General features: G+C 62.7%; 34 protein-coding genes. All 34 read right to left on the bottom strand.

Annotation, left to right across the window (positions count from 1 at the left end):
- Position 1 precedes the first annotated feature (1 nt).
- Positions 2–1282, bottom strand: a complete 1281-nt coding sequence (secY, locus tag DW178_RS02845) for a preprotein translocase subunit SecY (RefSeq protein WP_118349606.1) — start codon at positions 1280–1282, stop codon at positions 2–4.
- A complete protein-coding gene (rplO, locus tag DW178_RS02850) occupies positions 1276–1725 on the bottom strand; it encodes a 50S ribosomal protein L15 (RefSeq protein ID WP_118349607.1) in 450 nt (149 codons plus the stop codon). Before rplO ends, secY begins: the two co-directional genes overlap by 7 nt.
- Before the next feature lie 159 nt (positions 1726–1884).
- Entirely contained in the window at positions 1885–2076 is a 192-nt protein-coding gene (rpmD, locus tag DW178_RS02855; protein ID WP_042432910.1) for a 50S ribosomal protein L30, read from the bottom strand.
- Positions 2077–2080: 4 nt separating this feature from the next.
- Complete coding sequence (rpsE, locus tag DW178_RS02860) at positions 2081–2602, bottom strand: 30S ribosomal protein S5 (protein WP_042432906.1); 522 nt, start codon at positions 2600–2602, stop codon at positions 2081–2083.
- 14 nt (positions 2603–2616) lie between these two features.
- Positions 2617–2985, bottom strand: coding sequence for a 50S ribosomal protein L18 (gene rplR / locus DW178_RS02865; RefSeq protein WP_042432903.1), 369 nt, complete (start codon positions 2983–2985; stop codon positions 2617–2619).
- Between the two features lie 32 nt (positions 2986–3017).
- Positions 3018–3557, bottom strand: coding sequence for a 50S ribosomal protein L6 (gene rplF, locus DW178_RS02870; protein ID WP_118349608.1), 540 nt, complete (start codon positions 3555–3557; stop codon positions 3018–3020).
- A 19-nt stretch (positions 3558–3576) separates the two neighbouring features.
- Positions 3577–3975, bottom strand: coding sequence for a 30S ribosomal protein S8 (rpsH, locus tag DW178_RS02875; protein WP_042432896.1), 399 nt, complete (start codon positions 3973–3975; stop codon positions 3577–3579).
- A gap of 109 nt (positions 3976–4084) precedes the next feature.
- Positions 4085–4270 (bottom strand): type Z 30S ribosomal protein S14, encoded by a 186-nt coding sequence (locus DW178_RS02880; protein ID WP_042432893.1) that lies wholly within the window; start codon positions 4268–4270, stop codon positions 4085–4087.
- A 99-nt stretch (positions 4271–4369) separates the two neighbouring features.
- Positions 4370–4921, bottom strand: coding sequence for a 50S ribosomal protein L5 (gene rplE / locus DW178_RS02885; RefSeq protein ID WP_118349609.1), 552 nt, complete (start codon positions 4919–4921; stop codon positions 4370–4372).
- Between the two features lie 116 nt (positions 4922–5037).
- Positions 5038–5361 carry a 50S ribosomal protein L24 gene (gene rplX, locus DW178_RS02890; RefSeq protein WP_118349610.1) on the bottom strand — a complete coding sequence of 108 codons (324 nt, stop codon included), beginning with the start codon at positions 5359–5361 and terminating at the stop codon, positions 5038–5040.
- 15 nt (positions 5362–5376) lie between these two features.
- On the bottom strand, positions 5377–5745 hold the full coding sequence (rplN, locus tag DW178_RS02895; RefSeq protein WP_042432884.1) for a 50S ribosomal protein L14: 369 nt from the start codon (positions 5743–5745) through the stop codon (positions 5377–5379).
- A gap of 50 nt (positions 5746–5795) precedes the next feature.
- Positions 5796–6056 (bottom strand): 30S ribosomal protein S17, encoded by a 261-nt coding sequence (rpsQ, locus tag DW178_RS02900; protein WP_042432881.1) that lies wholly within the window; start codon positions 6054–6056, stop codon positions 5796–5798.
- 16 nt (positions 6057–6072) lie between these two features.
- On the bottom strand, positions 6073–6267 hold the full coding sequence (rpmC, locus tag DW178_RS02905) for a 50S ribosomal protein L29 (protein WP_009306348.1): 195 nt from the start codon (positions 6265–6267) through the stop codon (positions 6073–6075).
- Entirely contained in the window at positions 6268–6690 is a 423-nt protein-coding gene (rplP, locus tag DW178_RS02910; protein ID WP_042432877.1) for a 50S ribosomal protein L16, read from the bottom strand.
- Entirely contained in the window at positions 6690–7403 is a 714-nt protein-coding gene (gene rpsC / locus DW178_RS02915; protein WP_042432875.1) for a 30S ribosomal protein S3, read from the bottom strand. The genes rplP and rpsC overlap by 1 nt, the downstream gene beginning before the upstream one ends.
- Before the next feature lie 5 nt (positions 7404–7408).
- On the bottom strand, positions 7409–7750 hold the full coding sequence (gene rplV / locus DW178_RS02920) for a 50S ribosomal protein L22 (protein ID WP_042432872.1): 342 nt from the start codon (positions 7748–7750) through the stop codon (positions 7409–7411).
- A 13-nt stretch (positions 7751–7763) separates the two neighbouring features.
- Positions 7764–8036 carry a 30S ribosomal protein S19 gene (rpsS, locus tag DW178_RS02925; RefSeq protein WP_118349611.1) on the bottom strand — a complete coding sequence of 91 codons (273 nt, stop codon included), beginning with the start codon at positions 8034–8036 and terminating at the stop codon, positions 7764–7766.
- Positions 8037–8058: 22 nt separating this feature from the next.
- Entirely contained in the window at positions 8059–8889 is an 831-nt protein-coding gene (rplB, locus tag DW178_RS02930; RefSeq protein ID WP_042433633.1) for a 50S ribosomal protein L2, read from the bottom strand.
- Positions 8890–9222: 333 nt separating this feature from the next.
- A complete protein-coding gene (gene rhaM / locus DW178_RS02935) occupies positions 9223–9564 on the bottom strand; it encodes an L-rhamnose mutarotase (RefSeq protein ID WP_118349612.1) in 342 nt (113 codons plus the stop codon).
- A 291-nt stretch (positions 9565–9855) separates the two neighbouring features.
- On the bottom strand, positions 9856–11223 hold the full coding sequence (locus tag DW178_RS02940; protein ID WP_118349628.1) for an MFS transporter: 1368 nt from the start codon (positions 11221–11223) through the stop codon (positions 9856–9858).
- A 42-nt stretch (positions 11224–11265) separates the two neighbouring features.
- On the bottom strand, positions 11266–12204 hold the full coding sequence (gene rhaD / locus DW178_RS02945) for a rhamnulose-1-phosphate aldolase (RefSeq protein WP_118349613.1): 939 nt from the start codon (positions 12202–12204) through the stop codon (positions 11266–11268).
- 108 nt (positions 12205–12312) lie between these two features.
- Positions 12313–13572 carry an L-rhamnose isomerase gene (locus DW178_RS02950; protein WP_118349614.1) on the bottom strand — a complete coding sequence of 420 codons (1260 nt, stop codon included), beginning with the start codon at positions 13570–13572 and terminating at the stop codon, positions 12313–12315.
- Between the two features lie 105 nt (positions 13573–13677).
- A complete protein-coding gene (rhaB, locus tag DW178_RS02955; RefSeq protein ID WP_118349615.1) occupies positions 13678–15156 on the bottom strand; it encodes a rhamnulokinase in 1479 nt (492 codons plus the stop codon).
- Positions 15156–16643 carry a pyruvate kinase gene (gene pyk, locus DW178_RS02960; protein WP_118349616.1) on the bottom strand — a complete coding sequence of 496 codons (1488 nt, stop codon included), beginning with the start codon at positions 16641–16643 and terminating at the stop codon, positions 15156–15158. Before pyk ends, rhaB begins: the two co-directional genes overlap by 1 nt.
- A gap of 221 nt (positions 16644–16864) precedes the next feature.
- On the bottom strand, positions 16865–17245 hold the full coding sequence (locus tag DW178_RS02965) for a desulfoferrodoxin family protein (RefSeq protein ID WP_118349617.1): 381 nt from the start codon (positions 17243–17245) through the stop codon (positions 16865–16867).
- Between the two features lie 145 nt (positions 17246–17390).
- Positions 17391–18224, bottom strand: a complete 834-nt coding sequence (lgt, locus tag DW178_RS02970) for a prolipoprotein diacylglyceryl transferase (protein ID WP_118349618.1) — start codon at positions 18222–18224, stop codon at positions 17391–17393.
- Positions 18225–18504: 280 nt separating this feature from the next.
- Positions 18505–18801 (bottom strand): hypothetical protein, encoded by a 297-nt coding sequence (locus DW178_RS02980; RefSeq protein ID WP_118349619.1) that lies wholly within the window; start codon positions 18799–18801, stop codon positions 18505–18507.
- A gap of 47 nt (positions 18802–18848) precedes the next feature.
- Entirely contained in the window at positions 18849–19082 is a 234-nt protein-coding gene (locus DW178_RS02985; protein ID WP_114620220.1) for a NifU family protein, read from the bottom strand.
- Between the two features lie 87 nt (positions 19083–19169).
- Positions 19170–20648 (bottom strand): LCP family protein, encoded by a 1479-nt coding sequence (locus DW178_RS02990; protein WP_118349620.1) that lies wholly within the window; start codon positions 20646–20648, stop codon positions 19170–19172.
- Between the two features lie 15 nt (positions 20649–20663).
- Positions 20664–21947, bottom strand: a complete 1284-nt coding sequence (gene murA, locus DW178_RS02995) for a UDP-N-acetylglucosamine 1-carboxyvinyltransferase (protein ID WP_118349621.1) — start codon at positions 21945–21947, stop codon at positions 20664–20666.
- Between the two features lie 273 nt (positions 21948–22220).
- On the bottom strand, positions 22221–23087 hold the full coding sequence (tsf, locus tag DW178_RS03000) for a translation elongation factor Ts (protein WP_118349622.1): 867 nt from the start codon (positions 23085–23087) through the stop codon (positions 22221–22223).
- Between the two features lie 120 nt (positions 23088–23207).
- Positions 23208–23972: a 30S ribosomal protein S2 gene (gene rpsB / locus DW178_RS03005; RefSeq protein WP_042432840.1), complete on the bottom strand. Its 765-nt coding sequence runs from the start codon at positions 23970–23972 to the stop codon at positions 23208–23210.
- Positions 23973–24363: 391 nt separating this feature from the next.
- A complete protein-coding gene (locus DW178_RS03010) occupies positions 24364–26445 on the bottom strand; it encodes a heavy metal translocating P-type ATPase (RefSeq protein ID WP_118349623.1) in 2082 nt (693 codons plus the stop codon).
- A 15-nt stretch (positions 26446–26460) separates the two neighbouring features.
- Positions 26461–26712: a DUF6110 family protein gene (locus DW178_RS03015; protein ID WP_286168476.1), complete on the bottom strand. Its 252-nt coding sequence runs from the start codon at positions 26710–26712 to the stop codon at positions 26461–26463.
- Between the last annotated feature and the right edge of the window lie 167 nt (positions 26713–26879).

Below are 26879 nucleotides of genomic sequence, written 5' to 3' on the forward strand. Positions count from 1 at the left end.
CCTACTTGAAGAATCCCTCGTAGTTATGCATCTTCAACTGGCTTTCAACCTTGCTCATGGTATCGAGCGCAACGCCGATCATGATGAGGATGGAAGTACCACCGAACGCCTGGATAAGCGTGTTGCCGGTGAAGTAGAAGATAATGGTCGGCACGACCGCGATGACCGCGATGAAGATACCGCCCGGAAGCGTGACGCGATGCAGCACGTTCTTGATGTAGGTCACGGTAGCGGAACCGGGACGCACACCGGGAATGAAGCCGCCTTGCTTGCGCAGGTTGTCCGCCGTCTCCTCGGGATTGAACACCATGGAGGTGTAGAAATACGCGAAGAAGACGATGAGCGCGATGGTGAGAATCCAGTTCACCCAACCCGTGGAGATGGCATCGGCGAATGCCGTCAACCAACCCACGTTGAACAGAGCAGCAAGCTGAGCCGGGAAGTAGATCAGGCAGCTTGCGAAGATGATCGGGATGACGCCCGCCGCATTCACCTTCAAGGGAATGTAGGTGGACTGACCGCCCATCATCTTACGACCCTGCACGCGCTTGGCGTAGTTCACCGGGATACGGCGCTGCGCACGCTCCACGAAGATGATCGCGGGGATGCACACGAGCACCACTGCCAGGATGAGCACCGTGATGGCAATGCCCATGCCGGTATCGGTGGTCAAGTTCACCGAAGAGAAGATGGCCGAAGGCACACGGCTGACGATGCTCACGAAGATGATGAGCGACATGCCGTTGCCGACGCCGCGCTGCGTGATGAGCTCGCCCATCCACATGATGAACGCGGTACCGGCCACCAACGTGAACACCACCAGGATATCGGTGACGATCTCGGGGACCTCGGAAGAGAACACCACGCCGTACTGCGGGGACTTGAACAGCAGCAAGTAGCCGATGGCGTTGATCAGGCCCAAGGCCAGCGTCAGGTAACGCGTAACCTGGGTGATGCGACGCCTACCGGTCTCGCCTTCCTTCGCCCATCGGCCAACAGCCGGGATAACGCCCTGCATCAGCTGCATGATGATGGATGCCGTGATGTAGGGCATGATGCCCAGCGAGAATACCGAGAAGTTCGAAAGCGCACCGCCGGTGAACAAGTCCAGCATGGTCATGGACACGCCCGAATCCTGGAACGAGTGAGCGAACTCGTGGAACGGGATGCCCGGAACCGGCACGTAGGAACCGAATCGATAGAGCGCAAGGATGCCCAGCGTGAACAAGATTTTCTTGCGCAGCTCGGGAACCTTGAACGCGTCGATGATAGAGCTTAGCAAGGCTCTTCGACCTTTCCGCCAGCTGCCTCGATCTTCGCCTTGGCGGAGGCAGAAACCTTATCGACCTTGATAGTCAGGGCCTTGGTGATGTCGCCATCGCCGAGAACCTTCACCAGGGCGTCCTCATGCTTGATGATGCCCTTGGCCTTCAGGGAAGCACCGTCGACGACGTCGCCGGCCTCGAACTTCTCCTCGAGACGGGAGACGTTGACGGGCAGGTACTCGACGCGGTTGATGTTGCGGAAGCCGGGCAGCTTCGGCAGACGACGGGCCAGCGGAGTCTGGCCGCCCTCGAAGCCGGCGCCCTTGCCGCCACCGGAGCGGGACTTCTGGCCGTTCATACCGCGACCGGCGGTCTTGCCCTGGCCGGCAGCGTGGCCGCGGCCGACGCGCTTGCGGTTCTTACGAGAGCCCTCTGCGGGCTTGAGGTCCTTGAGTTCCATTCTTTTCTCCTTGCAGATAGCTTACCGGGCTCCCGCCCGGTGCTGGCAGCTCGCCGCCAGCAAACTTCCAATACAGCCGATTGGCGCGCCGAAAACCGACACGCCAATCGAGAATTCTACCCTAGACGGGTAAGTATGCCAAGGTGGCGATTGGGAACTTTACAGCTCCTCCACCTTGATGAGATGCTTCACCTTGAAGATCATGCCGCGGATGTTGGCATTGTCGACCTGGTCGATGGAACGGCCGATCTTGCCGAGCCCCAGGGCCTTCAGCGTTGCAGCCTGATCCTTCTTGTAACCGATGGAGCTCTTCACCTGCGTAAGACGCAGCGTCTTCTTAGCGTCGGACATGGGTTTACTCCTTCCAGCCGTAGATCTTGGCAACGGAAATGCCACGACGCTCGGCGACGGACTCGGGGGACTGCATTTCCTTCAGACCCTCGGCCGTGGCCTTGACGACGTTCATGACGTTGTCGGTGCCCAGAGACTTGCACAGGACGTTCTCCACACCGGACAGCTCCAGGACGGCGCGAGCAGCGCCGCCGGCGATAACGCCGGTACCGGGAACAGCAGGCTTGATGAGGACGCGACCGGCACCGAACTCGCCGATGATCTCATGCGGCAGCGTCTTCTCGTCGGTTAGCGGCACGGAGAACATGTTCTTCTTTGCGTCCTCCACGCCCTTCTTAATGGCCGTAGGCACTTCCTGGGACTTGCCCATGCCGATGCCAACGTGGCCGTTGCGGTCGCCCACGACCACCAGCGCGGTCAGACCGAAGCGGCGACCACCCTTGACGACCTTGGACACGCGGTTGATATAAACGACGCGCTCTTCGAGCTCGGGAGCTGCGGCGTTCTCTTGCTTGTTGCGAGCCATAGACTAAACCCCTTCTAGAATTTCAGACCGGCTTCACGAGCGGCGTCGGCCAGAGCCTTGACGCGCCCATGGTACAGGTTGCCACCACGATCGAAAACGACTTCCGTGATGCCGCATTCCTGAGCCTTCTTGCCTGCGATCTCACCGAGAGCGGTAGCGCCCTCGACGTTAGCGCCGTTCTTGCCCGTGGCCTTGAAATCAGGGCCCAGGGTGGAAACGCCGCACAGGGTCTTGCCCGCAACGTCGTCGACGAACTGCACGTAGATGTTGTTGTTGCTGCGCGTCACGCAAAGACGGGGACGCTCCGGCGTGCCGGAGATCTTACCGCGCACGCGACGATGGCGACGGGCCAGCGCAGCTTGCTTTTTCTGAAGCTTATTCATGGTAATCCCTTCGTTCAGTTACGCTTGCGCGCTTAGTCCTTGCCAGCCTTGCCGACCTTGCGGCGGACATGCTCGCCCTCATAGCGGATGCCCTTGCCCTTATAAGGCTCAGGCTTGCGCCATGCGCGGACGTTCGCGGCCACCTGGCCGACCTGCTCCTTGCTGATGCCGGAGACGACGATCTCGGTCTGGCTGGGAACCTCGAACGTGATGTTCTTGGGGCACTCCATGAGCACGGGGTGCGAGAAGCCCAGCTGCATCTCCAGGTCCTTGCCCTTCAGCGCGGCACGATAGCCGACGCCGACCAACTGCAGCTTCTTCTGGTAGCCGGTGGAAACGCCCTCGACCATGTTGTGGATGAGGGTGCGGGTAAGGCCGTGCAGGCTCCTGGCCTCACGGGAGTCGTCAGGACGGGAGACGATGACCTCATCGCCTTCCTGGCTGATGGTCATCATGGGGTTGAACTCGCGAGTGAGCTCGCCCTTGGGGCCCTTGACCGTCACGATGTGGCCGTCGATCTTCACGTCGACGCCGGCAGGAACGGTAACGGGCTGCTTGCCGATACGAGACATAAACCTATCCCTTCCTTTCCTACCAGATGTACGCGATAACCTCGCCGCCGATGCCCTTCTTGCGGGCGTCGCGGTCGGTCATCACGCCGTTGGACGTGGAGACGATTGCAGTGCCGAGGCCGCCCAGAACGCGGGGCAGCTCGTCCTTGCCGGCGTAAATGCGCAGACCCGGCTTGGAGATGCGGCGGATGCCGCGGATGGTCTTGGCCTTCTTCTCGCCATACTTCAGCGTGATTTCGAGCGTGGCACGAGGCTCGCCTTCGACAACCTCGTAGCCGGCCACATAGCCCTCTTCCTGCATGATGCGGGCGATCTCGACCAGCTTCTTGCTGGAGGGCATGGAGACCGTAGCCTTGCCGGCAGAGTTAGCGTTACGCACGCGCGTAAGCATATCTGCGATAGGGTCAGTCATGGTCATAGTAAGTTTCTCCTTTGGTTCGTGATGAGCCGATCGGTTCGGTTCGGATAGGCGCCCTTAGCACCCCCGCCTGAACCGTGGCACACCCGTACGTACCTTGTGTTTGGGCCTACCAGGAAGCCTTGGTCACGCCGGGCAGCTCGCCTTTGTTGGCCAGCTCGCGCAGGCACACGCGGCACAGGCCGAACTTACGGTAGTAAGCGCGCGGACGCCCGCAACGCGTGCAGCGATTGTGCTGGCGCGTGGAGAACTTCGGCTCGCGCTCGCTCTTGGCGATCATCGATTTCTTTGCCATGCAAATCCTTCTTTCTTGTTTCCAAGCCCGCCGGGAAGGCGGGCTTTAAACTGCCTGCAGGATGACCTGGCCGGCCATCCTTACGGTCAAACAAAAGGGTTAGTCGCGGTCCTTGAACGGGAAGCCCAGCGCGGAAAGCAGCGCGAAAGCGTTCTCGTTGTTGCCGGCAGTGGTCACGAACGTGATGTCCATACCACGGGTGCGGTCGACCTTATCGTACTCGATCTCGGGGAAGATCAGCTGCTCGGTGATGCCGAGCGTGTAGTTGCCGCGACCGTCGAAGCTGGTCGGGGAGATACCGCGGAAGTCGCGGACGCGCGGCAGAGCGGCGGCCAGCAGACGATCCAGGAACTCCCACATGCGGTCGCCACGCAGGGTGACCTTGCAGCCGATAGCCTGACCCTCGCGCACATGGAAGCCTGCGATGGACTTCTTGGCACGGGTGATGCAGGGCTGCTGACCGGTGATGATGCGCATGTCGTTCATGGCAGCATCAAGCAGCTTGTGGTCGGAAGCAGCGGCGCCGACGCCCATGTTCACGACGATCTTCTCGAGACGCGGAACATTGTTGATGTTGTCGATGCCCAGCTCGCTTTCAAGCTTAGCGACGATCTCGTTCTTGTACTTCTCTTTGAGACGAGGAGCAGTCATGCGATTTCCTTTCGATGAATTAAACGCAGGATTTCCGACCCTGCGTCCCTGGTCTTATATGGCCAGGGTCATATTCTAAACGCGGCCCGCGCAAAGGCGGGCCGCCTTCAACAAAACTATTTATCGATGTCCTTGCCGCACTTCTTGCAAACGCGGACCTTCTTGCCGGCCTCGTTCACGCGGTGGGACACGCGGGTGGGCTGCTTGCACTCGGGGCAGACGACCATGACGTTGGAGACATGGATGGAAGCCTCGACGGACATGATGCCGCCCTGCGGGTTCTGCTGAGTGGGGCGCATGGCCTTCTTGACCATGTTCACCTTCTCGACGACCACGCGCTGCTTGCTGGGGAGAGAACGAACGACCTGGCCCTCCTTGCCCTTGTCCTTGCCGGACAGAACGCGGACGGTGTCGCCCTTCTTGATGTTCATGCTGTTCATTGCGAATAACCCCCTTTACAGCGTCTCAGGTGCCAAGGACACGATCTTCATGTACTTCTTCTCGCGCAGCTCGCGGGCGACGGGCCCGAAGATACGCGTGCCGCGCGGCGCACCGTTGGCGTCGATCAGGACGGCGGCGTTCTGGTCGAACTTGATGTAGCTGCCGTCAGCGCGACGAACTTCCTTCTTCACGCGCACAACGACGCAGCGCACGACGTCACCCTTTTTGACAGCACCATTGGGCATAGCCTCTTTGACGCTGCAGATGATCACGTCGCCCAGGCCCGCGTAACGGCGCTTGGAGCCGCCCAGGACCTTGATGCACTGCACCTTGCGAGCGCCGGAGTTGTCGGCGACCGCGAGCATGGTTTGCATCTGAATCATTGCTTCAACCTATCTTTCAATCGGTAATCTGATGGGATAAGAGGAAAGGGCTATTTCGCCTTTTCGTTGATCTCCACCAGACGCCAGCGCTTCATCTTGGACAGCGGACGGGTCTCCATGATGGTGACGGTATCGCCGACGCCAGCCTCGTTGTTCTCGTCATGCGCGTGGAACTTCTTGGTGGTCGTCATCATCTTCTTGTACACCGGATGCGGCTTGCGCTCGGCGACGGAGACGACGATCGTCTTGTCGTTAGCGGCGCTGACCACGACGCCCTGGCGGACCTTACGCGTATTACGCTCTTCGCTCATGTTATCAAACCTTCCTTTATGCGCTCAGCTCACGGGCGCGCATCTCGGTCTGGATGCGAGCGATGTCCTTCTTGACCTGCTTCACGCGTGCGGTGTTGTCAAGCTGGCTCGTTGCCATCTGGAAGCGCAGGTTGAAAAGCTCAGCGCGTGCTTCCTTGAGTTTGGCCTGCAGATCGTCGGCAGACAGCTCACGAATCTCTGCTGCTTTCATTTACTCCTGCCCTTCCGTTTCCTTGGTCACAATCTTGCACTTGATGGGCAACTTGTTGATTGCAAGGCGGAGCGCCTCTTTGGCCGTGGCCTCGTCGACGCCGTCGATCTCGAACATGATGCGACCGGGCTTGACGACCGCGACCCAGGCCTCGGGGTTGCCCTTACCGGAACCCATGCGGGTCTCAGCCGGCTTCTTGGTGATCGGCTTGTCCGGGAAGATGGTGATCCAGACCTTACCGCCACGCTTCATGCAACGGGTCATGGCGATACGAGCGGCCTCGATCTGACGGTTGGTGATCCAGTGTGCTTCCAGGGCCTGGATGCCCCAGGTGCCGTGGTTCAGACGGGTACCACCCTTTGCGCGGCCCTTCATGGAACCGCGCTGCACCTTGCGGTGCTTAACACGCTTAGGTACGAGCATTACTTGCGCCCCCTATCATTACGGTCGTTGCGGCGGGAACGGTTCGGGCGAGAGCTGCCCTCGAGCTGAGGCTGCGGAGCCTTCTGGCCCGGCAGAACCTCGCCGTGGTACACCCACACCTGAACGCCGATGGCGCCCATCTGCGTGCGGGCGGTGCAAAAACCGTAGTCAACCTTGGCACGCAGCGTGTGCAGCGGCACGCGACCCTCGCGGTACCACTCGCGGCGGCTCATCTCGGCACCGCCGAGACGACCGGCGCACTGGATGCGGATGCCCTTGGCACCGGACTTGCGAGCGGACTGCACGGCCTTGCGCATGGCGCGACGGAATGCGACGCGGCCCTCGAGCTGCTCGGCAACGGACTGAGCAATGAGATTGGCATCCAGCTCAGGGCGCTTGACCTCGACGACCTCGATGTTGACCGGGCCGTTGGCGACCTTCTCGAGCTTCTTACGCAGAGCGTCGATCTCGGCGCCCTTCTTGCCGATCACGACACCCGGGCGAGCCGTGGTGACGATGACCTTGATCTTGTCGCCTGCGCGCTCGATCTCGACCTTGGAGACGGCGGCACGGGCCAGCTGCTTGTCCAGGAACTTCCTAATGGCCAAGTCGTTTGCCAGGTTCTGGGCGTAATCCTTGTCGGCGTACCAACGGCTGCGCCACTCTTCGGTGATACCGAGGCGGAACCCGGTAGGGCTTACCTTCTGACCCATAGACTTTATGCCTCCTCTCGCGGAGCGACGATGATGGTGATGTGGCAGGTGCGCTTGCGGATGCGCGAAGCGGAACCCTTAGCGCGGGGACGGATGCGCTTGAGCGTGGGGCCTTCATCGACGAAGGCGGTCTTCACGACCAGCGTCTCCGGACGCACATGATGCTGGTACTCAGCGTTTGCCACAGCGGAGTTCAGCGTCTTCTCGACAACCTCGGCGGCTGCGCGATTGGTGAACATCAAAATCTCACGGGCAGCCGGAACGGACTTGCCACGGATCAGGTCGACGACGATGCGTGCCTTGCGGGGCGACATGCGCACGGTACGTGCGATTGCTTTAGCTTCCATGATTCACCCCTTCTTATTGCTTCTTCTTGTCGGCTGCGTGACCCTTGAAGGTACGCGTGGGGGCGAACTCGCCCAGCTTGTGGCCGACCATGGACTCGGTAACGTAAACCGGCACGTGCTTGCGACCGTCATGCACCGCGATGGTGTGGCCCACCATTTCAGGGAAGATGGTGCTGGCACGGGACCAGGTCTTGATGACGTTCTTTTCGCCGGCCGCGTTCATCTTCTCGATGCGCTCAAGAAGGCGAGGCTCAACGAAAGGACCCTTCTTCAAACTTCTGCTCACTATTACTCCTTAACGCTTAGCGCTACTTCTTGCGACGGCGAATGATCAGGCGGCTAGAGGCCTTCTTCGGGTTGCGCGTACGATGACCCTTGGTCGGAACGCCCCAGGGGCTGACAGGGTGACGGCCAGAAGTCTTGTTCTTGCCTTCGCCACCGCCGTGGGGGTGGTCCACAGGGTTCATGACGGTACCGCGAACCGTCGGGCGGATGCCACGCCAACGATTACGGCCGGCCTTGCCGATCGTGATGTTGGAGTGCTCGGCGTTACCGACCTCGCCGATGGTGGCGCGGCAGGTGAGCAACACGCGGCGCATTTCGGAGGAGGGCATGCGCAGGATGGCGTACTTGCCTTCCTTGCCCATCAGCTGGATGCTCGTGCCGGCGGAGCGGGCAAGCGCGGCGCCACGGCCGGGCTGCAGCTCGACAGCGTGGATGAGCGTACCGACGGGGATGCAGGACAGCGGCATGGCGTTGCCGGGCTTGATGTCCACATCGGTGCCGCTGACGATCATGTCGCCGACCTTCAGGCCCTTCGGGTGAAGGATGTAGCGCTTCTCGCCGTCAACGTAGTGCAGCAGAGCGATACGAGCGGAGCGGTTCGGGTCGTACTCGATGGTAGCGACCTTTGCAGGCACGCCGTCCTTGTTGCGCTTGAAGTCGATGATGCGGTAACGACGCTTCACGCCGCCGCCCTGGTGACGGACGGTGATGTGACCGTGGTTGTTGCGACCCGCCTTCTTGTTCAGCGGCGCAAGCAGGGACTTTTCCGGCTTGTCGCAGGTGATTTCGGCCTTGTCCGAAACCGTCTGGAAGCGACGACCGGGGCTAGTCGGCCTGTACTGTTTGACTCCCATTTCAAACCTTTCGATCTGGATTTCCGCTCGCATGCCTCACCATGCACCGGAGATCCTTCCTACAGATGTGGATATGGCGATTGCCCAAGCACGCTCGTTTGAGGCCGAACGCACCGACTCCGTCAATCCACGCGCCCGGGTGTATCCATAAGTCACCAGACGCAACTGGATATTATACGAGCCTGAATGTGCGGTTTCAAGAAAAACCTGCCTGAACGATTTGCGCCCACAACCTGCACACAAGCCAGGTTGCGGGCGCTTACATATTGATATGGAGTGTGGTCTTGAGAGATTCCCTCTATCGACATTTCGGCAATGTTGCCGAGGCGTGCGCTAATCCAGATGGAACGCGCACGGCAGGTCGACGCTTACCGGCGAGTTATCGGCGTTGGTCTCCATGACGCTGGCCATGAAGTCCCACCACTTCCGGCAGATCTCGGTCTCGGCCGATTCCGCGTAACGCTCGGGATCGTCGAGCTCGATGTAGCCGAACAGGATGTTAGTCTCCTCATCGATGAAGATGCTGTAGTTGTGCCCGCCGTACTCGTGGAGCATGTCGGCCATCTCGGGCCACAGCTCGTTGTGGCGGCATTCGTACTCCTCGGCAAACCCGGGATACAGCTTCATCTTGAAGCCGCTGATGGTGCGGCCTTCGGCGGTTTTGCGGACGGTCATCGCCTTTTCCTTTCGTTATTGTTGCGGATATGGGCACGCAGTCGCGCACGGACCTGGGATTTCCCGCCCCTCGTGCGCACCGCGCGTACGCGTCGCGAGACGAGCATGCCGGAGCTTGCGGCAGCGCCGTGATGGGCGGGAGGCTGGGACCCCCCTGCCCTACGGGCGCATATGCGCCCTAAAACGATAGCGCCTCCGGCACGGTTGCACAGGGCACGTCCTACCCTACCGACGCACATGCGCCGCGAAACGCGCATGCCCGGGCGGTGCGCCCGGGCATGCATGAAAACGTTACTGCAGCTTGCCGTAACGCTCTTCCGTGATTTGGTCGAGCGTCTTGCCCTGCGTGTCCGGGCACCACGCCACGCCGACAACCAGGGACACCACCAGCACCGCGCACATGATGAGCGCCGCCGGGAAGAACCCGGCGGGGTTGGTGGAGATGTCGCCCATGATGGCGCCGACGCCTACGAGCGACCAGATGCCGAGCGCCGCGCGCACCAGGAAGAACATGATGCCCTGCGCGCCGCCGCGATAGCGCGTCGGGAACAGCTCGGTTCCCCACAGCGCGTAGAAGCACTGCGCCGAGAAGCCCGCCGAAACGCCCCACAGTATGACGTAGGCCCACAGGCACCAGCCCATGGAGTCGGTGGTGCCGTTGTTGAGCGCCGCGCCGAAGATGGCGATGCACACCCACGAGGCCAGCGCCAGCAGAGCCGAGACGCCGAACAGCACGCGGTGCGGCACCTTATCGCCCAGCTTGGAGAACACCGCCAGCGAGCAGACGGCCACAAGCACCCATTGCACTACGCCGAGGAGGCTCTGCCCCACCGAATCCAGGTTGCCGGCAGCGGCATACAGGTACGGCATGAACTGGCCGTTGGTACCCGCCGCCAGGTTCCACGTCAGATACACGGCCACCAGGAACACGATGGTCTTTACGTTGACGGGGTTCTTCAGCGCGTTGGCCATCATGCGGCCGAACGACTCGTGCCCAGCTGCTTCGCCCTGCTTCTCCGCCCAATCCTTGGACTCCTGCAGCTGGCGCTGCAGATTCCATGCGACGAGCGCTACCACAAGCAGCACCAGGAACAGGATGCGCGTGGACAGCAGGCCGTCGAAGGGACCGTAGGTTCCGGCGGGCAGCAACGTCTTACCGTCGGCCGCGAAACCAGGGAGCGCAAACGACAGGGCCAAGGACAGCAGGAAGATGATGGCCGGGCCGCAGCTCCATGCGAACTGGCTGATGCCGATGTTCGCGGCGCGCTTGGTTGAGGTGGACGTTTCGGAGATGTAGCTCCACGAAGCAGGGACGCCCGCTCCCACCGACAGGCCGGAGAGCACCACGCCCACCACCACCATGGGCAGGTTCATGGCGCACATGGCGATTGCCACGCCGATGGCGTATACCAGCAGGTTGTAGCGGTAGATGATGGTGCGGCCGTACTTGTCGGTTAGAAATCCGCCGATAAGCGCGCCGATGGCGGCGCCGAACGCGTTCGCGCCGATAGCGCCCAGGATAGAGGTCCACATCGAGCCGAAACCGAATGCGGCGGCCCACGCCGTCAGCGCCACCGACGACGCCACGATGCACCCGGAATCCAGGAAGTTCGTCAACGACACCGCGATGGTGCCCTTGCGCTCCTGAGACATTGCCATGATCGATTCGCCTTTCACTTGTTCCTATGGCCGGCAGCTGCGCTAGTCCAGGAAGCTTTCGTTGATGTCGAGTTTGAAATCGCGGGCGATGGCGCGCAGGCCGTCGTCGGTGATGGCGTTGCGGAACTCGTCGCTGCCGCCGTTGAGCATACGGGCCTCGGCGTAGATGGCCGCGGCCTTCTCGATGGTATGCATAAGGCCGAACGCCGTGTCGAAATCGGGGCCGGACACGAACAACCCATGCTGCGCCCAGATGGCTGCATCGTAGGTTTTCATGAGCTCGCAGGTGGCCTGCGCGATCTCGGAGCCGCCCGGAACCATCCACGGCACGACGCCTACGCCCTTCGGGAACACCACGATGCACTCGGTCATGGCCTTCCACAGGGCGCGCGTGATGGTGCGCGCATCAAGCGGCATGACGAACGACAGCGCGATGACGTTCTGCGGATGAGCATGGTAGATCACACGGCATGCACCGTCGGTGGCGGCCACGCGGACGCTATGGTTCATGAAGTGCGTGGGGAACTCGCTGGTGGGAACGCCCCCGTCCTTCAGGCCCCACACGATGCGCCATGCGTCGCCGGCGTCGTTTATCTCGACGATGCCCACGTTGGCCCCAGGGTCGAGCTGCACGTTGCGCATATAGCGGCCCGATCCCGTGGTGGCGAAGAACGCCCCGCGCAGGTTATCGGCCTGCACGCCCATGGACACCCAGCTGGAGGGGTTGTCGTAGAAGAACGGGCGGCACGCACCAACCTGCTCATCGGTCAGGCGATACGTCAGGTTGCCGCCGTTGCGCTCGTGCCAGCCCTGGTCCCAGCCATCGGTGCACAGGCGCACGAACGCCTTCATAAACGGCTGCTGCTCCACGGCCACGCCCGAAACGGCGCCCTTGGCAACGGTGACGCCCTTGTCGAGCACGCCTTGCGCGGCTTGCGCGCCACGGCCCAGCACGTCCTGCGCGCTATCCAAAATACCCATGTTCCTACCTTTCCATCATGCGCCGGGAACTACGGCGCGGACCGGGCGGGCGCGGATGCGCGTTCCGCGCGCGCCGCTTGCTTTCATTGAACGTGAAGGGCTGCCCGCCTACGCGCGGCCGGAGAGCACCTCGTCCTCATAGGCCTTGATGGGAGCCCACAGCCCGCCATCGGTCGGCACGCCCTCGCGACGGCAGTACTCGTCCCACACGGCGCCGAACGGCATGGTCTTGAACTGCTCGGTGACGATCATCTTCTCGGAGAAGCGATACGCATCCTGCAGCTCCTTGAGACGCTCGACGGGCTGCAGCAGCTCGAACAGCAGGCTCTTCTCCATGGCGCGGGTGCCGGTCGCCCAGGCGCCGATGCGGTTGATGGACGCGTCGAAGAAGTCGAGGCCGATGATGACCTTGTCCCAGCCGTCCGGGCAGCGCACGATCTCGCCGGCGATCTCCTTGATATTGTCGTCGAACAGCACCACGTGGTCGGAGTCCCAATGCATGGAGCGGGTGACGTGCAGCGGCACGTACGGGAAGAACAGCAGCAAGCTGGAAAGCTTGTCGGCGATGTTTTCCATGGGGTTGAAGTGGCCGGCGTCGATGAGCACCACGTGGTTGCCGCCCTTCTTCGCGGCATAGGACACGTAGAACTCCTGGTTGCCGGTGGTGAAGCCCTCCACGCCGATGCCGAAGACCTTCTGCTCCATGGCGTCGATGACGTGCGGCGTTTCGAAGGAGTAGATCTCGTCGAGCGCATCGCGCAGGCGCTCACGCATGCCGAAGCGATCTGCCGGGTAGTCCTTCAGGCCATCGGGGATCCAGAAGTTGTTGAGCACCATGTCGTCAAGCTCCTCGCCGATGCGCTCGGCGATCTTGCGGCACGCGATGCAGTGGCGGATCCAAAAGTCGCGCACATCCTTGTCCGGCGAGGAGACCGTCAGGCCCTCCTTGACCATGGGATGGCTGAACAGCGTGGGGTTGAAGTCGATGCCGTAGCCGTGCTCCTTGGCCCATGCCACCCAGGGCTCGAAGTGCTTGTACTCGATCTGGTCGCGGTCGACCCAAGGGTTCTCATCGGTAAAGATGGCATAGCTTGCATGCAGGTTGATGCGCTTCTTGCCGGGGATGAGGCTGCACGCCTTCTCGAAGTCGGCCGTCAACTCCTCGAAAGTGCGAGCGCGACCCGGGTAGTTGCCCGTGGTCATGATGCCGCCGGAAGCCGCGTTGTCCTTCTGGTCGAAACCCATGACGTCGTCGCCTTGCCAGCAGTTGACGGAGATCGCCTTGCCGGCCAGCTTCGCCAGGACCGCCTCGGTGTCGATGCCCTCGGCTGCGTATGCCTCGCGTGCCAGTTCGTAAGCTGTGCTCATGTGCGCTCCTATCTTGGATGAATTGCTATGTTCAAGCCGCGATGCGGCGGTGAACCGATTCGGGTGCGCAGAGCCGACGCGCGGCGGCGGCCCTGCGCGTTCGGGTTATTCGGGCTGATATTCCACCACGTCGAACGATCGGCGGATGGCCTCTCGCGACTCGTCGAGGTCGGCGAAGACGCCGTCGCCGATCATCTGCACCATAAGGTTGCCCAGGCTGGTGCCCTCGATGGGGCCGGCGAACACGGGGATGCCGCATGCACGGGCCGTCAGCTCGTTGAGGTAGGTGTCTTGGCATCCCCCGCCGACGATGTTGATGGAGGTGTACGTGCGGCCGGTCAGCGCCGACAGTTCGTTGATGGAATCAGCGTAGCAGCCGGTCAAGCTCTCGTATACGCAGCACATCAACTCGCCGACGGTGTCCGGTACGGGCTGGCCCGTCTCGCGACAGGCGGCCTTGATCTCCTCGATCATGGACGCAGGCGCCAAGAAGCGATCGTCGTTGACGTTGACGTGCGGGACGAGGGCATCGGGATGCAGCTTCTGCTCGGCGCGCGCAGCATCCGCCAACTCTCCGAAGCCGATCTCCTTGGCGGCGCGCTTGAGCTGGGCGCCCTTGCCGGCGACGTAGCTGGCGCCGTTGAGCTCGCGGCGAATGGACTGGATCATCCACAAACCCATGATGTTCTTCAAGAAGCGGAAGCGCTTCAGATAGCCGCCCTCGTTCGTGAAGTTCTGATACCTGCTGGCATCGGAGGTGATGGGGCCCTCGTGTTCCACGCCGAGCAGGCTCCACGTGCCGCTTGAAAGGTAGACGGCCTGCGCGTCGCGCGCAGGTACCGCCAAAAACGCCGAGCCCGTGTCATGCGTGGCGGGCAGCATCACCCGGGCATCGAAGCCCACGCGCTGCTGCACCTCGGGCGCAAGCCCGCCCACCACCGTGCCGGGCATGGCGATTTCGCCGAACAGGCGCGCGGGAGCCTCCGCCGCCTCAAGGGCGAACGCATCCCACGTGCAGGTGCGGGCGTTGACGAGGTTCGTGGTGGTGGCGTTGGTGTATTCGTTGACCATGTTGCCCGTGAGCAGGTAGTTCAGGTATTCGGGCACCATAAGGAAGCGATCGGCCGCCTCAAGCTCCTCGGGGCGCTCGCGCGAGAGCGCCGCAAGCTGATAGACCGTGTTGAACGCTTGGCGTTGGATACCCGTGACGCGATAGAGCCTCTCCAGGCCGATGCCCGCATCGACATCGGCGGCAACATCGTTGGTTCGCGCATCGCGATACGCCACCGCGTCGCCGACGAGCCGACCCCGTGCATCGACCAAGACGAAGTCGACGCCCCAGGTGTCGATGCCGATCGTCTCGGGGATCTTGCCGGCTTTGCGGCATTTCTCCAGACCGACCAGGATATTCTCCCAGATCATGTCGATATCCCAGCAATCGTGCCCGCGGCGGCGCACTTGCACGTTGTCGAAGCGGTGCACCTCCTCGAGCTCGATGATGCCGTTGCCGTTCACACTACCGAGCACGTGGCGCCCGCTTGACGCCCCGATGTCGATGGCAAGGTAGTAACGCTGCTGCGGCATTACTTCCCTCCCTTTTGTTTGGTTGTATCGTTTTCCCGGATCTGCACCACGTACATGACATTGGTGGCTGCAACGGACTCCGTGCCGTCAGGGCCCTTGGACACCACAGGGCTGGTAGAGCGGTCGCCGGCAGTGAACACGGCGACATCGCCCGGGCGCAAAAGGCCCTTGGACACCACGGCATCGCGCGCATTGTTCACGACGCTGGGCATATCGCCCTGCACATCGCCGAGCATGGGCACGACGCCCCAATGGATCTGCTGCTGACGCATCACGCGCTCCGACGGCGTGACCGCATAGATGGGGACGCGCGGACGCAGATTGGACACCAAGCGCACGGTACGGCCTGACATGGTGGGCGCCACGATGCAAGCGGCGTTGACGGTCTCGGCCGTTTGCACGGCGGCAAGGCCCACGGCCAGCGCCACGCGCGCGGCAACGCGCGTGCGATCGGGGAAGCGCTCGTCGAACAGGTACGGTTCGCTGGCCTCGGCGACGCGGGCCATCATCTGCACGGCGGGAACCGGGTACTGGCCGCACGCCGTCTCGCCCGACAGCATGACCGCATCGGTGCCGTCGTAAATGGCGTTGGCCACATCTCCCACCTCAGCACGCGTGGGACGCGGGTTGCGGATCATGGAATCGAGCATCTGCGTTGTCGTGATGACGGGCTTCGACGCGCGGTTGCAGGCGCGGATGATCTCCTTCTGGATGTGCGGCACCTTATAGGCCGGGACCTCCACGCCCAGATCGCCGCGGGCGATCATGATGCCGTCGGACGCCTCTATGATCTCGTTGATGTTCTCGACGGCCTCGTGGCATTCGATTTTCGAGAGGAACATGATGTCGGCGCCGCCATGCTCGTTCAAAAACGCGCGCATCTCGCGGACGCCCGCAGCATCGCGAATGAAGGATGCGGCGATGAAGTCGACGCCTTGTTCGATGCCGAACAGCAGGTCGGCGCGATCTTGGTCGGTCATGACCGGCAAGGGCAGCGATGTGCCGGGAAGGTTCATGGATTTGCGCTCGCCGAGCATGCCGGAGTTTTGCACGGTGCAATGGATGTCGCCGCCCTCGACGCTGTCGACGGCAAGCTCGATAAGCCCATCATCAACCAGGATGACCGTACCGGGCGAAACGACATCGGCCAGACCCTTGCACGTCTGGGTGACCACGCGATCACTGCCCTCGACACCCGCCTCGGTGAACGTGAACGAGTTGCCGGCCATAAGCTGCACCGGCTTATGACCTGCCAGTTCGCCCGTGCGGATCTCGGGGCCTTTGGTATCGAGCAAGATGGCGCAGGGGCTGTCCATCTCCCGGCGAACCTTACGCAAGCGATCCATGCGCGCACGCTGCTCATCATGCGAGCCGTGCGAGAAATTGAATCGGGCGATATCCATACCCGCGTTGATCAGGCCTTTGAGCGTCGACTCGCTGTCGACGGACGGGCCAAGGGTGCATACGATCTTCGTTCGCTTTGCCATGCAGCCACCTTACCGTTGCGGTTTTCGTCTCACACAATTGAAAACTATACCGCTAAACGGCTGCGATTTATCGGCAATCGGAAAACCCCACTTTTGCACTAGACTCATCGCAAAAGTCTCCGCGAAAATCAGCGAGCATCATGCGAATGCGCCCGCCGAGACGAAAACGGACCCGCAGCATAACCGCTGCGGGTCCGTCCTTTTCGCGCGCGTTGCCGGGGCTAGATTTCCTTGACCCACAGGCCGTGGAGGTTGCAGTATTCGTACGCCTTCACCGGCGCATCGCCGGCGGCCAGAGCGAAGGTTGCCTCAGGGGCGTCCTGCGCGGTGAGCGGAGCGATCTGGTAGCCCTTCTCGGTGACGAGCACGATGAACGCGATCAGATGCTCAGGCGTCATGGGATGGGCGACCTCGCCCACCTTCACGTGAACCGTGGAGCCGTCGACGACGACCTGCGGCACGTGTTTCTCCTTGGCACCATCGGTGTCGTTGGCACGCAGCTCAACCATCTTCTCGCCGCAGCAGAACATGGGCACGCCCTGGTCGAACGGCTTGATAGCCACGTTGCCGCAGTGCATGCATTTGAAGAATTTGACGTCCATGGTAAACCCCTCTCAGGTTTCAACGGCAACCCCCATGGTGCCGTTGCTCTCAGTATAGAAAACGCCTTGCAAGCGCGGAGGGCGCGTGGGTAGATGTTCGCCAACCCGTTACGCTCCCGCAGCCCGTCTGTTGCGTATTTATATGTTACTGCTTTTGTATCATTTCTGGAAGCCCTTTTTGCGGTTTCTTAACGCGAACGGCATAAACAAGGGCACACGCCCCCGCCACCATGAGCGGCACGCTGAGGACCTGGCCCATAGTCAACCACCCTCCCCACAGGTAGCCGATCTGCGCATCGGGCTGGCGAACGAACTCTATAAGGAAGCGGAACAGGCCGTAACCTACCAGGAACACGCCCAAAAACGTCCCCTGCGGACGCGGCGGTTGCTTGCGCGACAGGATGTACAGCACGCAGAACAACACGACGCCTTCGAGCAGGGCCTCGTAGAGCTGCGAGGGATGACGCGGCATCGCGCCCGCCGCGCCGCCGAACACCACGCCCCAGAGCAAGCTGGTGGGCGCGCCCCACAACTCGCCGTTCACGAAGTTGGCGCAGCGGCCGAAGAACAAGCCGATGGGCGCCGCGATGCAGCCCATATCCGCAAGCGTGAGATACGGAATGCCGGTGAAGCGTGCCGCAACGAGACCCGAAAGCAGCGCGCCGATAAGGCCTCCGTGGAAGCTCATGCCACCATGGTTGAACGCCAAGATCTCGGCGGGATGGGAGAAATAGTAGCCGTCGCCGTAGACAAGGACATAGCCTAAGCGTCCTCCCAAGATAACGCCCACGATGGCGCACAGCACCACGGTGAGCAGGCTGTCCGCATTCACCCGCACCTTCCAGCGCTTCGCCACCTGCCACAGCACAAGCGCCGCGCACAAGAAGCCGGCGACATAAGCGATACCGTACCAGCGCACAACAAAAGGCCCGACGACGAACGCCACCGGGTCGAGCATGTGATATATCTCATTTAACATGGGAAAAGCTCCGTTCCATAGCAGTCGAACGGAGAAAAGGATACCTTAGTTCAAGCCCCCTGCGCCAACCTGTTGAGCGCTTGCCCTAACCTCTTCACGAAGCGGGCCGGGGATGGCGCGCAACAGCTGAACCTGCGCGCCGCACTTAGGGCAATCAAGGGTGAACAGGGCCGTTTCAGGGCCCAATACCATAATGGCGCGGTATCGCGCCATATCGAACGTGCCGCACCCGCAGCGAGGGCACGCGGCATGTATGTTCACGGCCTCCACTGAAACGTCCTTAGAGCAAGAACCTGTTCGGGTTGCCCTGACGGGTGGGGCCTTCGTCTGCGCGATCGGCCGTGCTCGGCCCGTGCTCCAAGAAGAACTCGCAGAAGCGGCAGATCTCCTTGACCGCCGCGTCGAAATCGCGGCTGGGGTTGAGCAGCTTGCCGAAATCGGTGCACACCACGTGGGTGGGACGGAAGCAGGCGGCGAAGTGGCAATCTGCGGGGCACGGTTCGCCGGGAATGTTATGCGGGCATCGGCCGTTCATCTCGGCATCTTCGTAGCAACCGCGCAATTCCCAACACTTCATGCCTTCCGCTTCCCTTCTCCGCCTGCTTACCTGATGTTTACACCTGCTTACATGACCGCCGGCACCACGCGGGTGACGCCGGGTACGCGCTCCTTGAGGATGCGCTCGACGCCGTTGGCCAGCGTCATCTGGGACATGGGGCAGCCCTTGCAAGCGCCCTGCAGCTCGACGGTGACCACGCCGTCCTCGTCGACGTCGACGAGCTTCACGTCGCCGCCGTCAGCCTGCAGGCTGGGTCGGATGAGCTCGAGCACTGCTGCAACATCGGTCTTCTCAACCATGGGGTTCTCCTTTGCCTTTCGGTCTTTTGTTCATCATGAGCGATTCTACCACAGCGTCCGATGGGGCCATCGGGCGTTTGGATGGGGTTACGATGATGGTTTCCAGTCTTTGCCGAGGATAACCAGCACATCGGTGCCGAACGAATAGGCGCCGGTGTTCTGCACCAAGCGACCCACCCCCATGGCATCGAGCACGGTCTGCGCAGCCGGCTGCGCGTCGCTGGAGTTGTAGATGACCAGCGTTTCGCTGTACACGGAGGTGTCGGTGTTGCCCGTCTCCGAGACCTTGAAGCCCTTCGAGGTGAGCGTCGACTCCATGGATGCCGCCGCGCCCGTGATGCCGCCGCCGTTTTTCAGCGTGATGGTGAAGCTTCCGGGGTCGGTGGTGGCAGCCTGCGTCTGCTCGGCGGGTTCCTGTCCCGAATCGACGCGGTCCATCATCTCGGTCCATGAGGAGTTCGAAACCGCGAACACATCTTGGCCGTCGCTTTGCGTGACATAGCCTGGCACGAGGGCGCCCGTGACGGAGTCGGTGCTCATGCCCTTGAGGCTCTCGGCCAAAGACAGCGCATCGCTTGAGCCCATGTCGGTGCCGAAGGCGCCCTGCAGCTGGTCGAGCAGGCCGACCAAGCTGGACTTGCCTCCCGACACCATGCGCAACGACACCGCCTCGAGCAGCTTGCGCTGATTTTCCGCCTGGGTTTGCCTAGGCGAGGAGAAGTTCGTGGCGCGCGCCAGCGTTAGAGCGCCTTCGCCGGTGAGGGTTTGAGCGCCTGCAGGCAAGTACACGCTGCCGGCATTGGGGTCGTCCACCTCTTCGGAAAGGTCCATATCCACGCCGCCGAGCGTGTCCACCAGCTGCACCAGGCCGGCTGCGTCAATCTTCACCACATGCGAGATCTTCACGTCGGCGAAGTTGGCAACGGCGCCGACCAGGCTGGCATCGCTCTCGCGCACGCTCGCCTGCCTGATGGGGTAATACTTGCCGTCCTTCAGCGACACCTGCACATCGGCGGGGATGCTGATGATACAGGCGTTCTTACCCGAGGAATCGGTTCGCACCAGAGCTAGGGCATCGGGGCCCTCGGCGGAGTTCGGCATGCCCGGGGTATCGAGCTCGGCCACGACGAGCGTGTAGAACGGATCGCCGGACTTCACGGCAGTGAGCGCCTTGGCGGCATCGGAATCCTTGAGCGCCAGCTTGCCGTTAAGGTTTCCCATGAGGGTGAACGAGCCCACGCCGTACGCCACGGCCGCCAACACGGCAACCACCGCCACGGCGATGCCCACGCGCTTCGCGAGCGTGCGGCGCTTGACCCCCGGCGAGAACTCGAGCCCTCTGGCATAACCGGTACGGCTTCGCGGGCCCTGGGCGCTGGGCATGACGTTGCTCACGTAGCCGCGCTGCGCGCGCTTCTGCCTACGCGGGCTGGAGAAACCCACCTGGTCGGCGTTCATATGCGCCGGGCGCACCCTGGGGACGTGCGATCCCAAGGTTGCGCTGCGCATGCGGCGCGAGGTGAGCTTGGAGTTGATCTGCGTGATGTCCTTGCGTTTCCTGACCATGACGCTCCCGTCCGGCTATTCGGCCGCGCCAACCTGGCGGCGCGACACGTTCGCGCCGAGCTGGGAGAGCTTGCCGCAGTAGTCCTCGTAGCCGCGGTCGATGTGCTTGATGTTGTGCACGCGGGTTTCGCCTTCAGCCACGATGCCCGCCAGCACCAACGCCGCGCCGGCGCGCAGGTCGGTGGAGGACACGTCGGTACCCTGCAGGTCGTTGACGCCGCGCACGAGCGCATGATGGTCCTCGATGGTGATATCGGCGCCCATGCGCGCCAGCTCGCTGGCGAACATAAAGCGATTCTCGAAGACGTTCTCGGTGACCATGGATGTACCGTGGGCCAAGCTGCACAGCAGCATGAACTGGGCCTGCAGGTCGGTGGGGAAGCCCGGATGCGGAAGCGTTTGGATATCGGTGGGCTGCAGCGGCTGATTGCGGCTGCAGGTGATCCAATCCTCCCCTGCCTCGACGCAGCAGCCCATGGCGCGCAGCTTCATGATGGCCATATGCAGGTACGACGGGTCGATGCCGCGCACCGTGACCGGGCCGCCCGTGAGCGCACCGCCCGCCAAGAAGGTGCCGGCCTCGATGCGATCGCCCACCGTGGTGTGCTCGCAGGGATGCAGGCTTTCAAGCGGCACGCCCTCCACCTGGATGATGGACGAGCCGGCGCCGCTGACCTTACCGCCCATGGCATTGAGCATGTTCGCCAAATCGACGATCTCAGGCTCACGCGCGGCGTTCTCGATACAGGTGGTGCCATGAGCGGTAATGGCGGCCATAAGGCAGTTCTCCGTGGCGCCGACGCTGGGGAACTCCAATGTGACATCGGCGCCGTGCAGGCTGTTGGGCGTGTAGGCGTTCAGGTACCCGTGGTCCACGGTGAACTCCACACCCAGGGCCTCAAGACCCACCAGGTGCATATCGATCTTGCGGGCACCGATCTGGCAGCCGCCGGGCATGGCCACGCGCGCCTGGCCGAAACGCGCCACCAGCGGGCCGAGCACGCTAATGGACGCGCGCATCTTCGACACCAGCTCGTAGGGTGTTTCATGGGACGTGACCTGAGCGGTGTCGATGACCATGGTGTGGCCGTCGCGCTCGACGGTGGCGCCGAGGCACTCGAGCACCTCCGACATGACGACGATATCGCTGATAAGGGGCACATTGTGCAGCGTTGAGGCGCCCTGACCCAAAAGCGAGGCGGCGATGAGCTTCAAAGCCGAGTTCTTCGCGCCGGAAACCCTCACCTCGCCGGAAAGGACGTTGTTGCCCTCGACGACGATGATCTCTTTCTCAGACATGCAAACCCCCCTGGATGAACTAGATTGCGAAAGCCCATTATAAAGCGAAGGCCCGCGCAAGGCGGGCCTTCACGATGAAAGCAAACGTATCAACGCATTCGCGGACGCGCAGAAGCGATAATGGCCCGAGAAAGGAAAACGGGCCGCCCCGTGCCTTGCGGCCGCTTCCGCTGCGGCATCGACGGCCGATGTCGCAGCATGAAAGCGGATGCAAGGCGAAGGAGCGGCCCGCAGCGTTTTGCGATTCGCTGGCTATGTGGCGAAAAGCGTGGGTTACGCGGTCTCGCCCAGAGCCCAGCGCACGAAACCGGTCACCTTGATGGTGCCGCCCAGGTTCTTGGCGCACTCGTCGGTGTACTGGTTGATAGACTGATCGGGGTTCTTGACGAAGGCCTGCTCGGTCAGGCAGTTCTCCTTGTAGAACTTCTCCATACGGCCGGTAGCCATCTTCTCCTGGATGGCCTCGGGCTTGCCGGACTCGGCAGCCTGAGCCTTGTAGATGCCCATCTCATGCTCGACGACCTCGGCCGGCACGGACTCGCGGTTGGCGGACACCGGGGAAGCGGCGGCAACCTGCATGGCAACGTCGCGGCCGTAAGCCTGGAAGCCCTCGGAAGCAGGGTCGATGCCCTCGACGTCGAAGGTCACCAGAACGCCGATCTTGCCGCCACCGTGGATGTAGGAGGCGATGCCACCGGCGTTGACGGTGGTGGCACGGGGGAGCTGGATGTTCTCGCCCAGCACGTGGATGGCGTCGGTGAGGATGTCCTCGACGGGCTCGCCCTCGAAGGTGGAGGCGCGCAGAGCCTCGACGTCGGCGGCGTTGGCGGCCAGAGCGGCGCGGCCCAGCTTCTCAGCGTAGGCCTTGAACTTCTCGTTCATGCCCACGAAGTCGGTCTCGCAGTTCAGCTCGACGACGGCAGCGGACTTGGCATCATCGGCCACGACGGTCATGACGGTGCCCTCGTTGGTGGCGCGGCCGGCCTTCTTGGCGGCAGCGGCCAGGCCGCGGGTGCGCAGCACGTCGACGGCCTTCTCCATATCGCCATCGGCCTCGACGAGCGCCTTCTTGCACTCCATCATGCCGGCGTCGGTCATCTCGCGCAGTTCCTTGACCATGGAAGCGGTGATAGCAGCCACGTTGGATCCTTTCTATCCTTGTTGCGGCGGTGCCTGAGCGCCGCCGTTAATAACCTCGAACGCCGTCGGCCGCCCTACGGGGACCGACGGCGTGCAACACCAGTGGGTTAGGCCCCGTGCTTATTCGGCAGCAGGAGCGGCAGCCTCGGCAGCCGGAGCAGCCTCGGCCTCGGCCGGAGCGGCCATTTCCTCAGCGGAAACGGGGGCGCCGGTGCCGGCGACGACGGCGTCGGCGATGAAGTCGGCCAGCAGCTTGACGGAGCGGATGGCGTCGTCGTTGGCCGGGATGCCGTACTCGACGTCATCGGGATCGCAGTTGGTGTCGAGCGTGCCCACCACGGGGATGTTCAGACGATGAGCCTCGCGGATGGCGATCTCCTCGCGGTTAGTATCGATCACGAAGATGGCGTCGGGGACGCGCTTCATGTTGCGGATACCGTTGAGGTTGAGCTGCAACTTGGACAGCTCCTTGCGCAGCAGGATCTGCTCCTTCTTCGGCAGCAGCGCCATACGGCCGTCGGCCTCCATGGCCTCCAGCTCCTCCATGCGGGTGACGCGAGAGCGGATGGTCACGAAGTTGGTGAGCATGCCGCCGAGCCAACGGGCGTTGACGTAGGGCATGCCGCAACGGTTGGCGGCGTCGGCGACGGCCTCCTGGGCCTGCTTCTTCGTGCCGACGAACAGGACGGAGCCGCCGTTCTTGGCGACGTTGGAGACGAAGGTGTAAGCCTGGTCCATGCCCACGAGGGACTGCTTGAGGTCCAGGATGTAGATGTCACCGCGGGCGCCGAAGATGAACGGCTTCATCTTGGGGTTCCAACGACGCTTCTGGTGACCGAAGTGCGCGCCTGCGTCGAGCAGGGTCTGAATGCTGATCTTAGCCATGACACTCTCCATTCGTTAGTCCTCTGCGTGCGGTCATCCCCTTTCACCCGCAACCGATTTCGGCCACTAGCGGGAAGGGTCGCACACGCATGTGTGATAAAACAGCCCTCGGATTATAACAACGCCCCCGGGCGTTTGCAACGGGGGCGTTGAAGATTCGGTGCGGTCTTCACGAACCCGCTACCTAAGGTTGATTTTCAAGTTCATCCGAACACTTCGCATTTGCTCTCGAACTCAACCGTACATGTCCGGCTGAGTTCGAGAATTCCTTTCTGGAGGTAAGGCCGCGGGCCCTGAGCGCGCGACCGCCCATCGACCGTCGAACGCCATCGGGCTCCGGCACTAGACGCATGACCGCCAATCGGCCGATGCCCGCAGGCTCTCGACGGGCCTATGCGTCGTAGCGCTTCCCGTTGCGCATGGACAGCGCGACGGTGGAGGCGTTGTGCAGAAGCGAGGACATCTGCGGGGAGATGATGCCGCCGATGCCGGCCGCCAGCAACGTCGAGTTGATGGCCATGACCTCCTTGAAGCTGCCGTTCAAGCGGCCCATGAGACCCTCGCTCATGCGGCGCAGCGCCACGATGGAGCCGAGCTGGCCGCCCGTGAGCGTGATGTCGGCCACCTCCTTGGCCACCGCGGTCCCCTGCCCCATGGCGATGCCCACGTCGGCGAGCGCCAGCGCCGGGGCGTCGTTGACGCCGTCGCCGACCATGACCACGTGGGCGCCTTCCGCCTTGAGCTTCTCAACGAAGGCGTACTTGTCCTCGGGAAGCAGGTTCGCATGGAACTCGGAGACGCCGGCGCGCGCGGCGATGCGCGCGGCGGTGCGCTCGTTGTCGCCCGTGAGCATGATGACGCGCGAAAGCCCCAGGCGGCGAAGCTCGGCGATGGCCTCGGGAACGCCGGCCTTGAGCGGATCCTGCACGCCGATGACGCCCATGAGCTTGCCATCCACGGCAAGGTAAAGCGGCGAGAGGCCCTCGGTTTCCCGCGCGATGAGCTCCTTCTGCGCTTCGGAGATCTCGACCCGCTCGTCCTCCACGACGAAATGTTCCGAGCCGATGACCACGCGCTTGCCGTCAAGCGAGCTGGCTATGCCGTGCGCCACGATGTACTCAACCTCGGCGTGGCGCTCGCGGTGCTCGAGGCCCTTGTCGGCGGCAGCGCGCACCACCGCGCGGGCCACCGGGTGCGGGAAGTGCTCCTCCAAGCACGCGGCGAAGCGAAGCACCTCGTCATCGTCCCAACCGTCAAGGGAAAGCACGCGCGCCACCTGCGGGGCCGCCTCGGTGAGCGTGCCCGTCTTGTCGAACACGATGACGTCGGCATGCGCCATGGACTCGAAGTGTTGCGAACCTTTCACGGTGAATCCCGCTTGGGCGGACTGGCTCATGGCCGACAGCACGGCGATGGAGCCGGTGAGCTTGAGCGCGCAGGAGTAGTCGACCATAAGGGCAGCCGAGGTCTTCACCAGGCTGCGCGTGGTGAGCGCCACGATGCCGGCGAGCAGGAAGTTCCACGGCACGATGCGATCGGCAAGGCGTTCCATGCGCGACTGCGTCTGCGACTTGTAGGACTCGGTCTGCTCGACCAGGTTCACGATGGTGCGCAGCTTCGTCTGGCCCTCGTTGGCCTTCACCTCGACGATGATCTCGCCGTCCTCCACCGCCGTGCCGGCGAACACGTCGTCGCCGACGGTGCGTTCCACGGCCAGCGGCTCGCCGGTAAGCGCCGCCTGGTTGACCATGGCGCACCCGCGCACCACCGTGCCGTCCACGCACACGGGCATGCCGGTGCGCACGGCGATGAGCTGGCCTTGTCGCAGGGTACTGGAGGGAACCTGCACCTCGGTGTCGCCTTCCACCAGCTGAGCGGTCTCGGGCAGATCGAGCAACGCGTTGATGAGCGCTCCCTCCGAGCGGCTGCGCGTATACTCCTCAAGCGTCTCGCCCACGTTGAGCAGAAGCATGGTGAGCCCCGCCGTGCGCGGGTCGCGCTTCGCGAACGATATGCCGATGGCCGCCGCGTCGAGCACTGGGACGTCCAGCCGGCCCGCCGCCAGCGACTTCAGGCCGGCGAACAGGAACTTGCGGTAGCTGAACACCGTCCAGGCGGCCGCCAAGGGCGCGGGCAGAAACCAGCGCCGCATGAAGTGGAAACCCACCAGCGAAGCCAAGTCCATGAGCAGGGAATGCGAGCGCGGGGCAAGCTCGAGGCCGCAGCCCTGCTTGGCCTTGGCAATGGCCGCCGCGTCGATGCCGGCCAGATGGTCGAGCACGCGCGCACGGGCGCCAGGGGCGGCGTTGTAGACCAGGGCCACGCTGCCGATGCGCGGATAGACGGTTGATTTCGCAATATCGGGGCTTGCGCCCAGCACGCGATACAGCGCATCCAAGTCCGCTGGCGGGACAGGGCCCGCCAGCTTCACGCGCAAACGGCCCGGAAGCTCATTTGCGATTTGATATTTCATAACGACGTCTTCGCGCTATTCGCCGTCGACAGCGGTCGGCTCGGCCTTTGCGGACTCGTTGATGTAGCTGGCCTCGGCCACGATGTCGTCGACCTGGGCCTTGGCCTGCTCGACTACGTCCTGATAGGCGGCCTTGGCCTGCAGGCCCTTGGCAACGCCCTGCACGTAGCACTTCTTCGCCGCAGAGCTGCTCAGCGCCTTCAAGCCCAGCGTGCCCAGAGCGAAACCGCCAGCGATCATCCAACCATCGCGTTTCTTGAGTTTCATGATCTTCGTCCTTTCTTGTGCCGACCATCGCCGTGCGTCCAGCGATGTTCGACCCTATTACTTTTACTCCGTTCGAAAGAGTAGGGCGCAGTTGATACATTGTCAAATGGCGGCAACTCTTTCGACGGCGTAAAGTTGATGGGGGTTCAGATTCTCCTATCCAGGTT

The sequence above is a fragment of the Eggerthella sp. AM16-19 genome, from assembly GCF_003474385.1.
In the GTDB taxonomy this organism is placed as follows: domain Bacteria; phylum Actinomycetota; class Coriobacteriia; order Coriobacteriales; family Eggerthellaceae; genus Senegalimassilia.

Coding starts and splice junctions, on each gene's coding strand:
- rplO (WP_118349607.1), bottom strand. CDS start 1,725: ATGGAACTCAAGGACCTCAAGCCCGCAGAGGGCTCTCGTAAGAACCGC.
- rpmD (WP_042432910.1), bottom strand. CDS start 2,076: ATGTCCGACGCTAAGAAGACGCTGCGTCTTACGCAGGTGAAGAGCTCC.
- rpsE (WP_042432906.1), bottom strand. CDS start 2,602: ATGGCTCGCAACAAGCAAGAGAACGCCGCAGCTCCCGAGCTCGAAGAG.
- rplR (WP_042432903.1), bottom strand. CDS start 2,985: ATGAATAAGCTTCAGAAAAAGCAAGCTGCGCTGGCCCGTCGCCATCGT.
- rplF (WP_118349608.1), bottom strand. CDS start 3,557: ATGTCTCGTATCGGCAAGCAGCCCGTTACCGTTCCTGCCGGCGTCGAC.
- rpsH (WP_042432896.1), bottom strand. CDS start 3,975: ATGACCATGACTGACCCTATCGCAGATATGCTTACGCGCGTGCGTAAC.
- DW178_RS02880 (WP_042432893.1), bottom strand. CDS start 4,270: ATGGCAAAGAAATCGATGATCGCCAAGAGCGAGCGCGAGCCGAAGTTC.
- rplE (WP_118349609.1), bottom strand. CDS start 4,921: ATGACTGCTCCTCGTCTCAAAGAGAAGTACAAGAACGAGATCGTCGCT.
- rplX (WP_118349610.1), bottom strand. CDS start 5,361: ATGAACAGCATGAACATCAAGAAGGGCGACACCGTCCGCGTTCTGTCC.
- rplN (WP_042432884.1), bottom strand. CDS start 5,745: ATGATTCAGATGCAAACCATGCTCGCGGTCGCCGACAACTCCGGCGCT.
- rpsQ (WP_042432881.1), bottom strand. CDS start 6,056: ATGAGCGAAGAGCGTAATACGCGTAAGGTCCGCCAGGGCGTCGTGGTC.
- rpmC (WP_009306348.1), bottom strand. CDS start 6,267: ATGAAAGCAGCAGAGATTCGTGAGCTGTCTGCCGACGATCTGCAGGCC.
- rplP (WP_042432877.1), bottom strand. CDS start 6,690: ATGCTCGTACCTAAGCGTGTTAAGCACCGCAAGGTGCAGCGCGGTTCC.
- rpsC (WP_042432875.1), bottom strand. CDS start 7,403: ATGGGTCAGAAGGTAAGCCCTACCGGGTTCCGCCTCGGTATCACCGAA.
- rplV (WP_042432872.1), bottom strand. CDS start 7,750: ATGGAAGCTAAAGCAATCGCACGTACCGTGCGCATGTCGCCCCGCAAG.
- rplB (WP_042433633.1), bottom strand. CDS start 8,889: ATGGGAGTCAAACAGTACAGGCCGACTAGCCCCGGTCGTCGCTTCCAG.
- rhaM (WP_118349612.1), bottom strand. CDS start 9,564: ATGACCGTCCGCAAAACCGCCGAAGGCCGCACCATCAGCGGCTTCAAG.
- DW178_RS02940 (WP_118349628.1), bottom strand. CDS start 11,223: ATGGCAATGTCTCAGGAGCGCAAGGGCACCATCGCGGTGTCGTTGACG.
- rhaD (WP_118349613.1), bottom strand. CDS start 12,204: ATGGGTATTTTGGATAGCGCGCAGGACGTGCTGGGCCGTGGCGCGCAA.
- DW178_RS02950 (WP_118349614.1), bottom strand. CDS start 13,572: ATGAGCACAGCTTACGAACTGGCACGCGAGGCATACGCAGCCGAGGGC.
- rhaB (WP_118349615.1), bottom strand. CDS start 15,156: ATGCCGCAGCAGCGTTACTACCTTGCCATCGACATCGGGGCGTCAAGC.
- pyk (WP_118349616.1), bottom strand. CDS start 16,643: ATGGCAAAGCGAACGAAGATCGTATGCACCCTTGGCCCGTCCGTCGAC.
- DW178_RS02965 (WP_118349617.1), bottom strand. CDS start 17,245: ATGGACGTCAAATTCTTCAAATGCATGCACTGCGGCAACGTGGCTATC.
- lgt (WP_118349618.1), bottom strand. CDS start 18,224: ATGTTAAATGAGATATATCACATGCTCGACCCGGTGGCGTTCGTCGTC.
- DW178_RS02980 (WP_118349619.1), bottom strand. CDS start 18,801: ATGAAGTGTTGGGAATTGCGCGGTTGCTACGAAGATGCCGAGATGAAC.
- DW178_RS02985 (WP_114620220.1), bottom strand. CDS start 19,082: ATGGTTGAGAAGACCGATGTTGCAGCAGTGCTCGAGCTCATCCGACCC.
- DW178_RS02990 (WP_118349620.1), bottom strand. CDS start 20,648: ATGGTCAGGAAACGCAAGGACATCACGCAGATCAACTCCAAGCTCACC.
- murA (WP_118349621.1), bottom strand. CDS start 21,947: ATGTCTGAGAAAGAGATCATCGTCGTCGAGGGCAACAACGTCCTTTCC.
- rpsB (WP_042432840.1), bottom strand. CDS start 23,972: ATGGCTAAGATCAGCATTCAGACCCTGCTCGACGCAGGCGCGCACTTC.
- DW178_RS03010 (WP_118349623.1), bottom strand. CDS start 26,445: ATGAAATATCAAATCGCAAATGAGCTTCCGGGCCGTTTGCGCGTGAAG.
- DW178_RS03015 (WP_286168476.1), bottom strand. CDS start 26,712: ATGAAACTCAAGAAACGCGATGGTTGGATGATCGCTGGCGGTTTCGCT.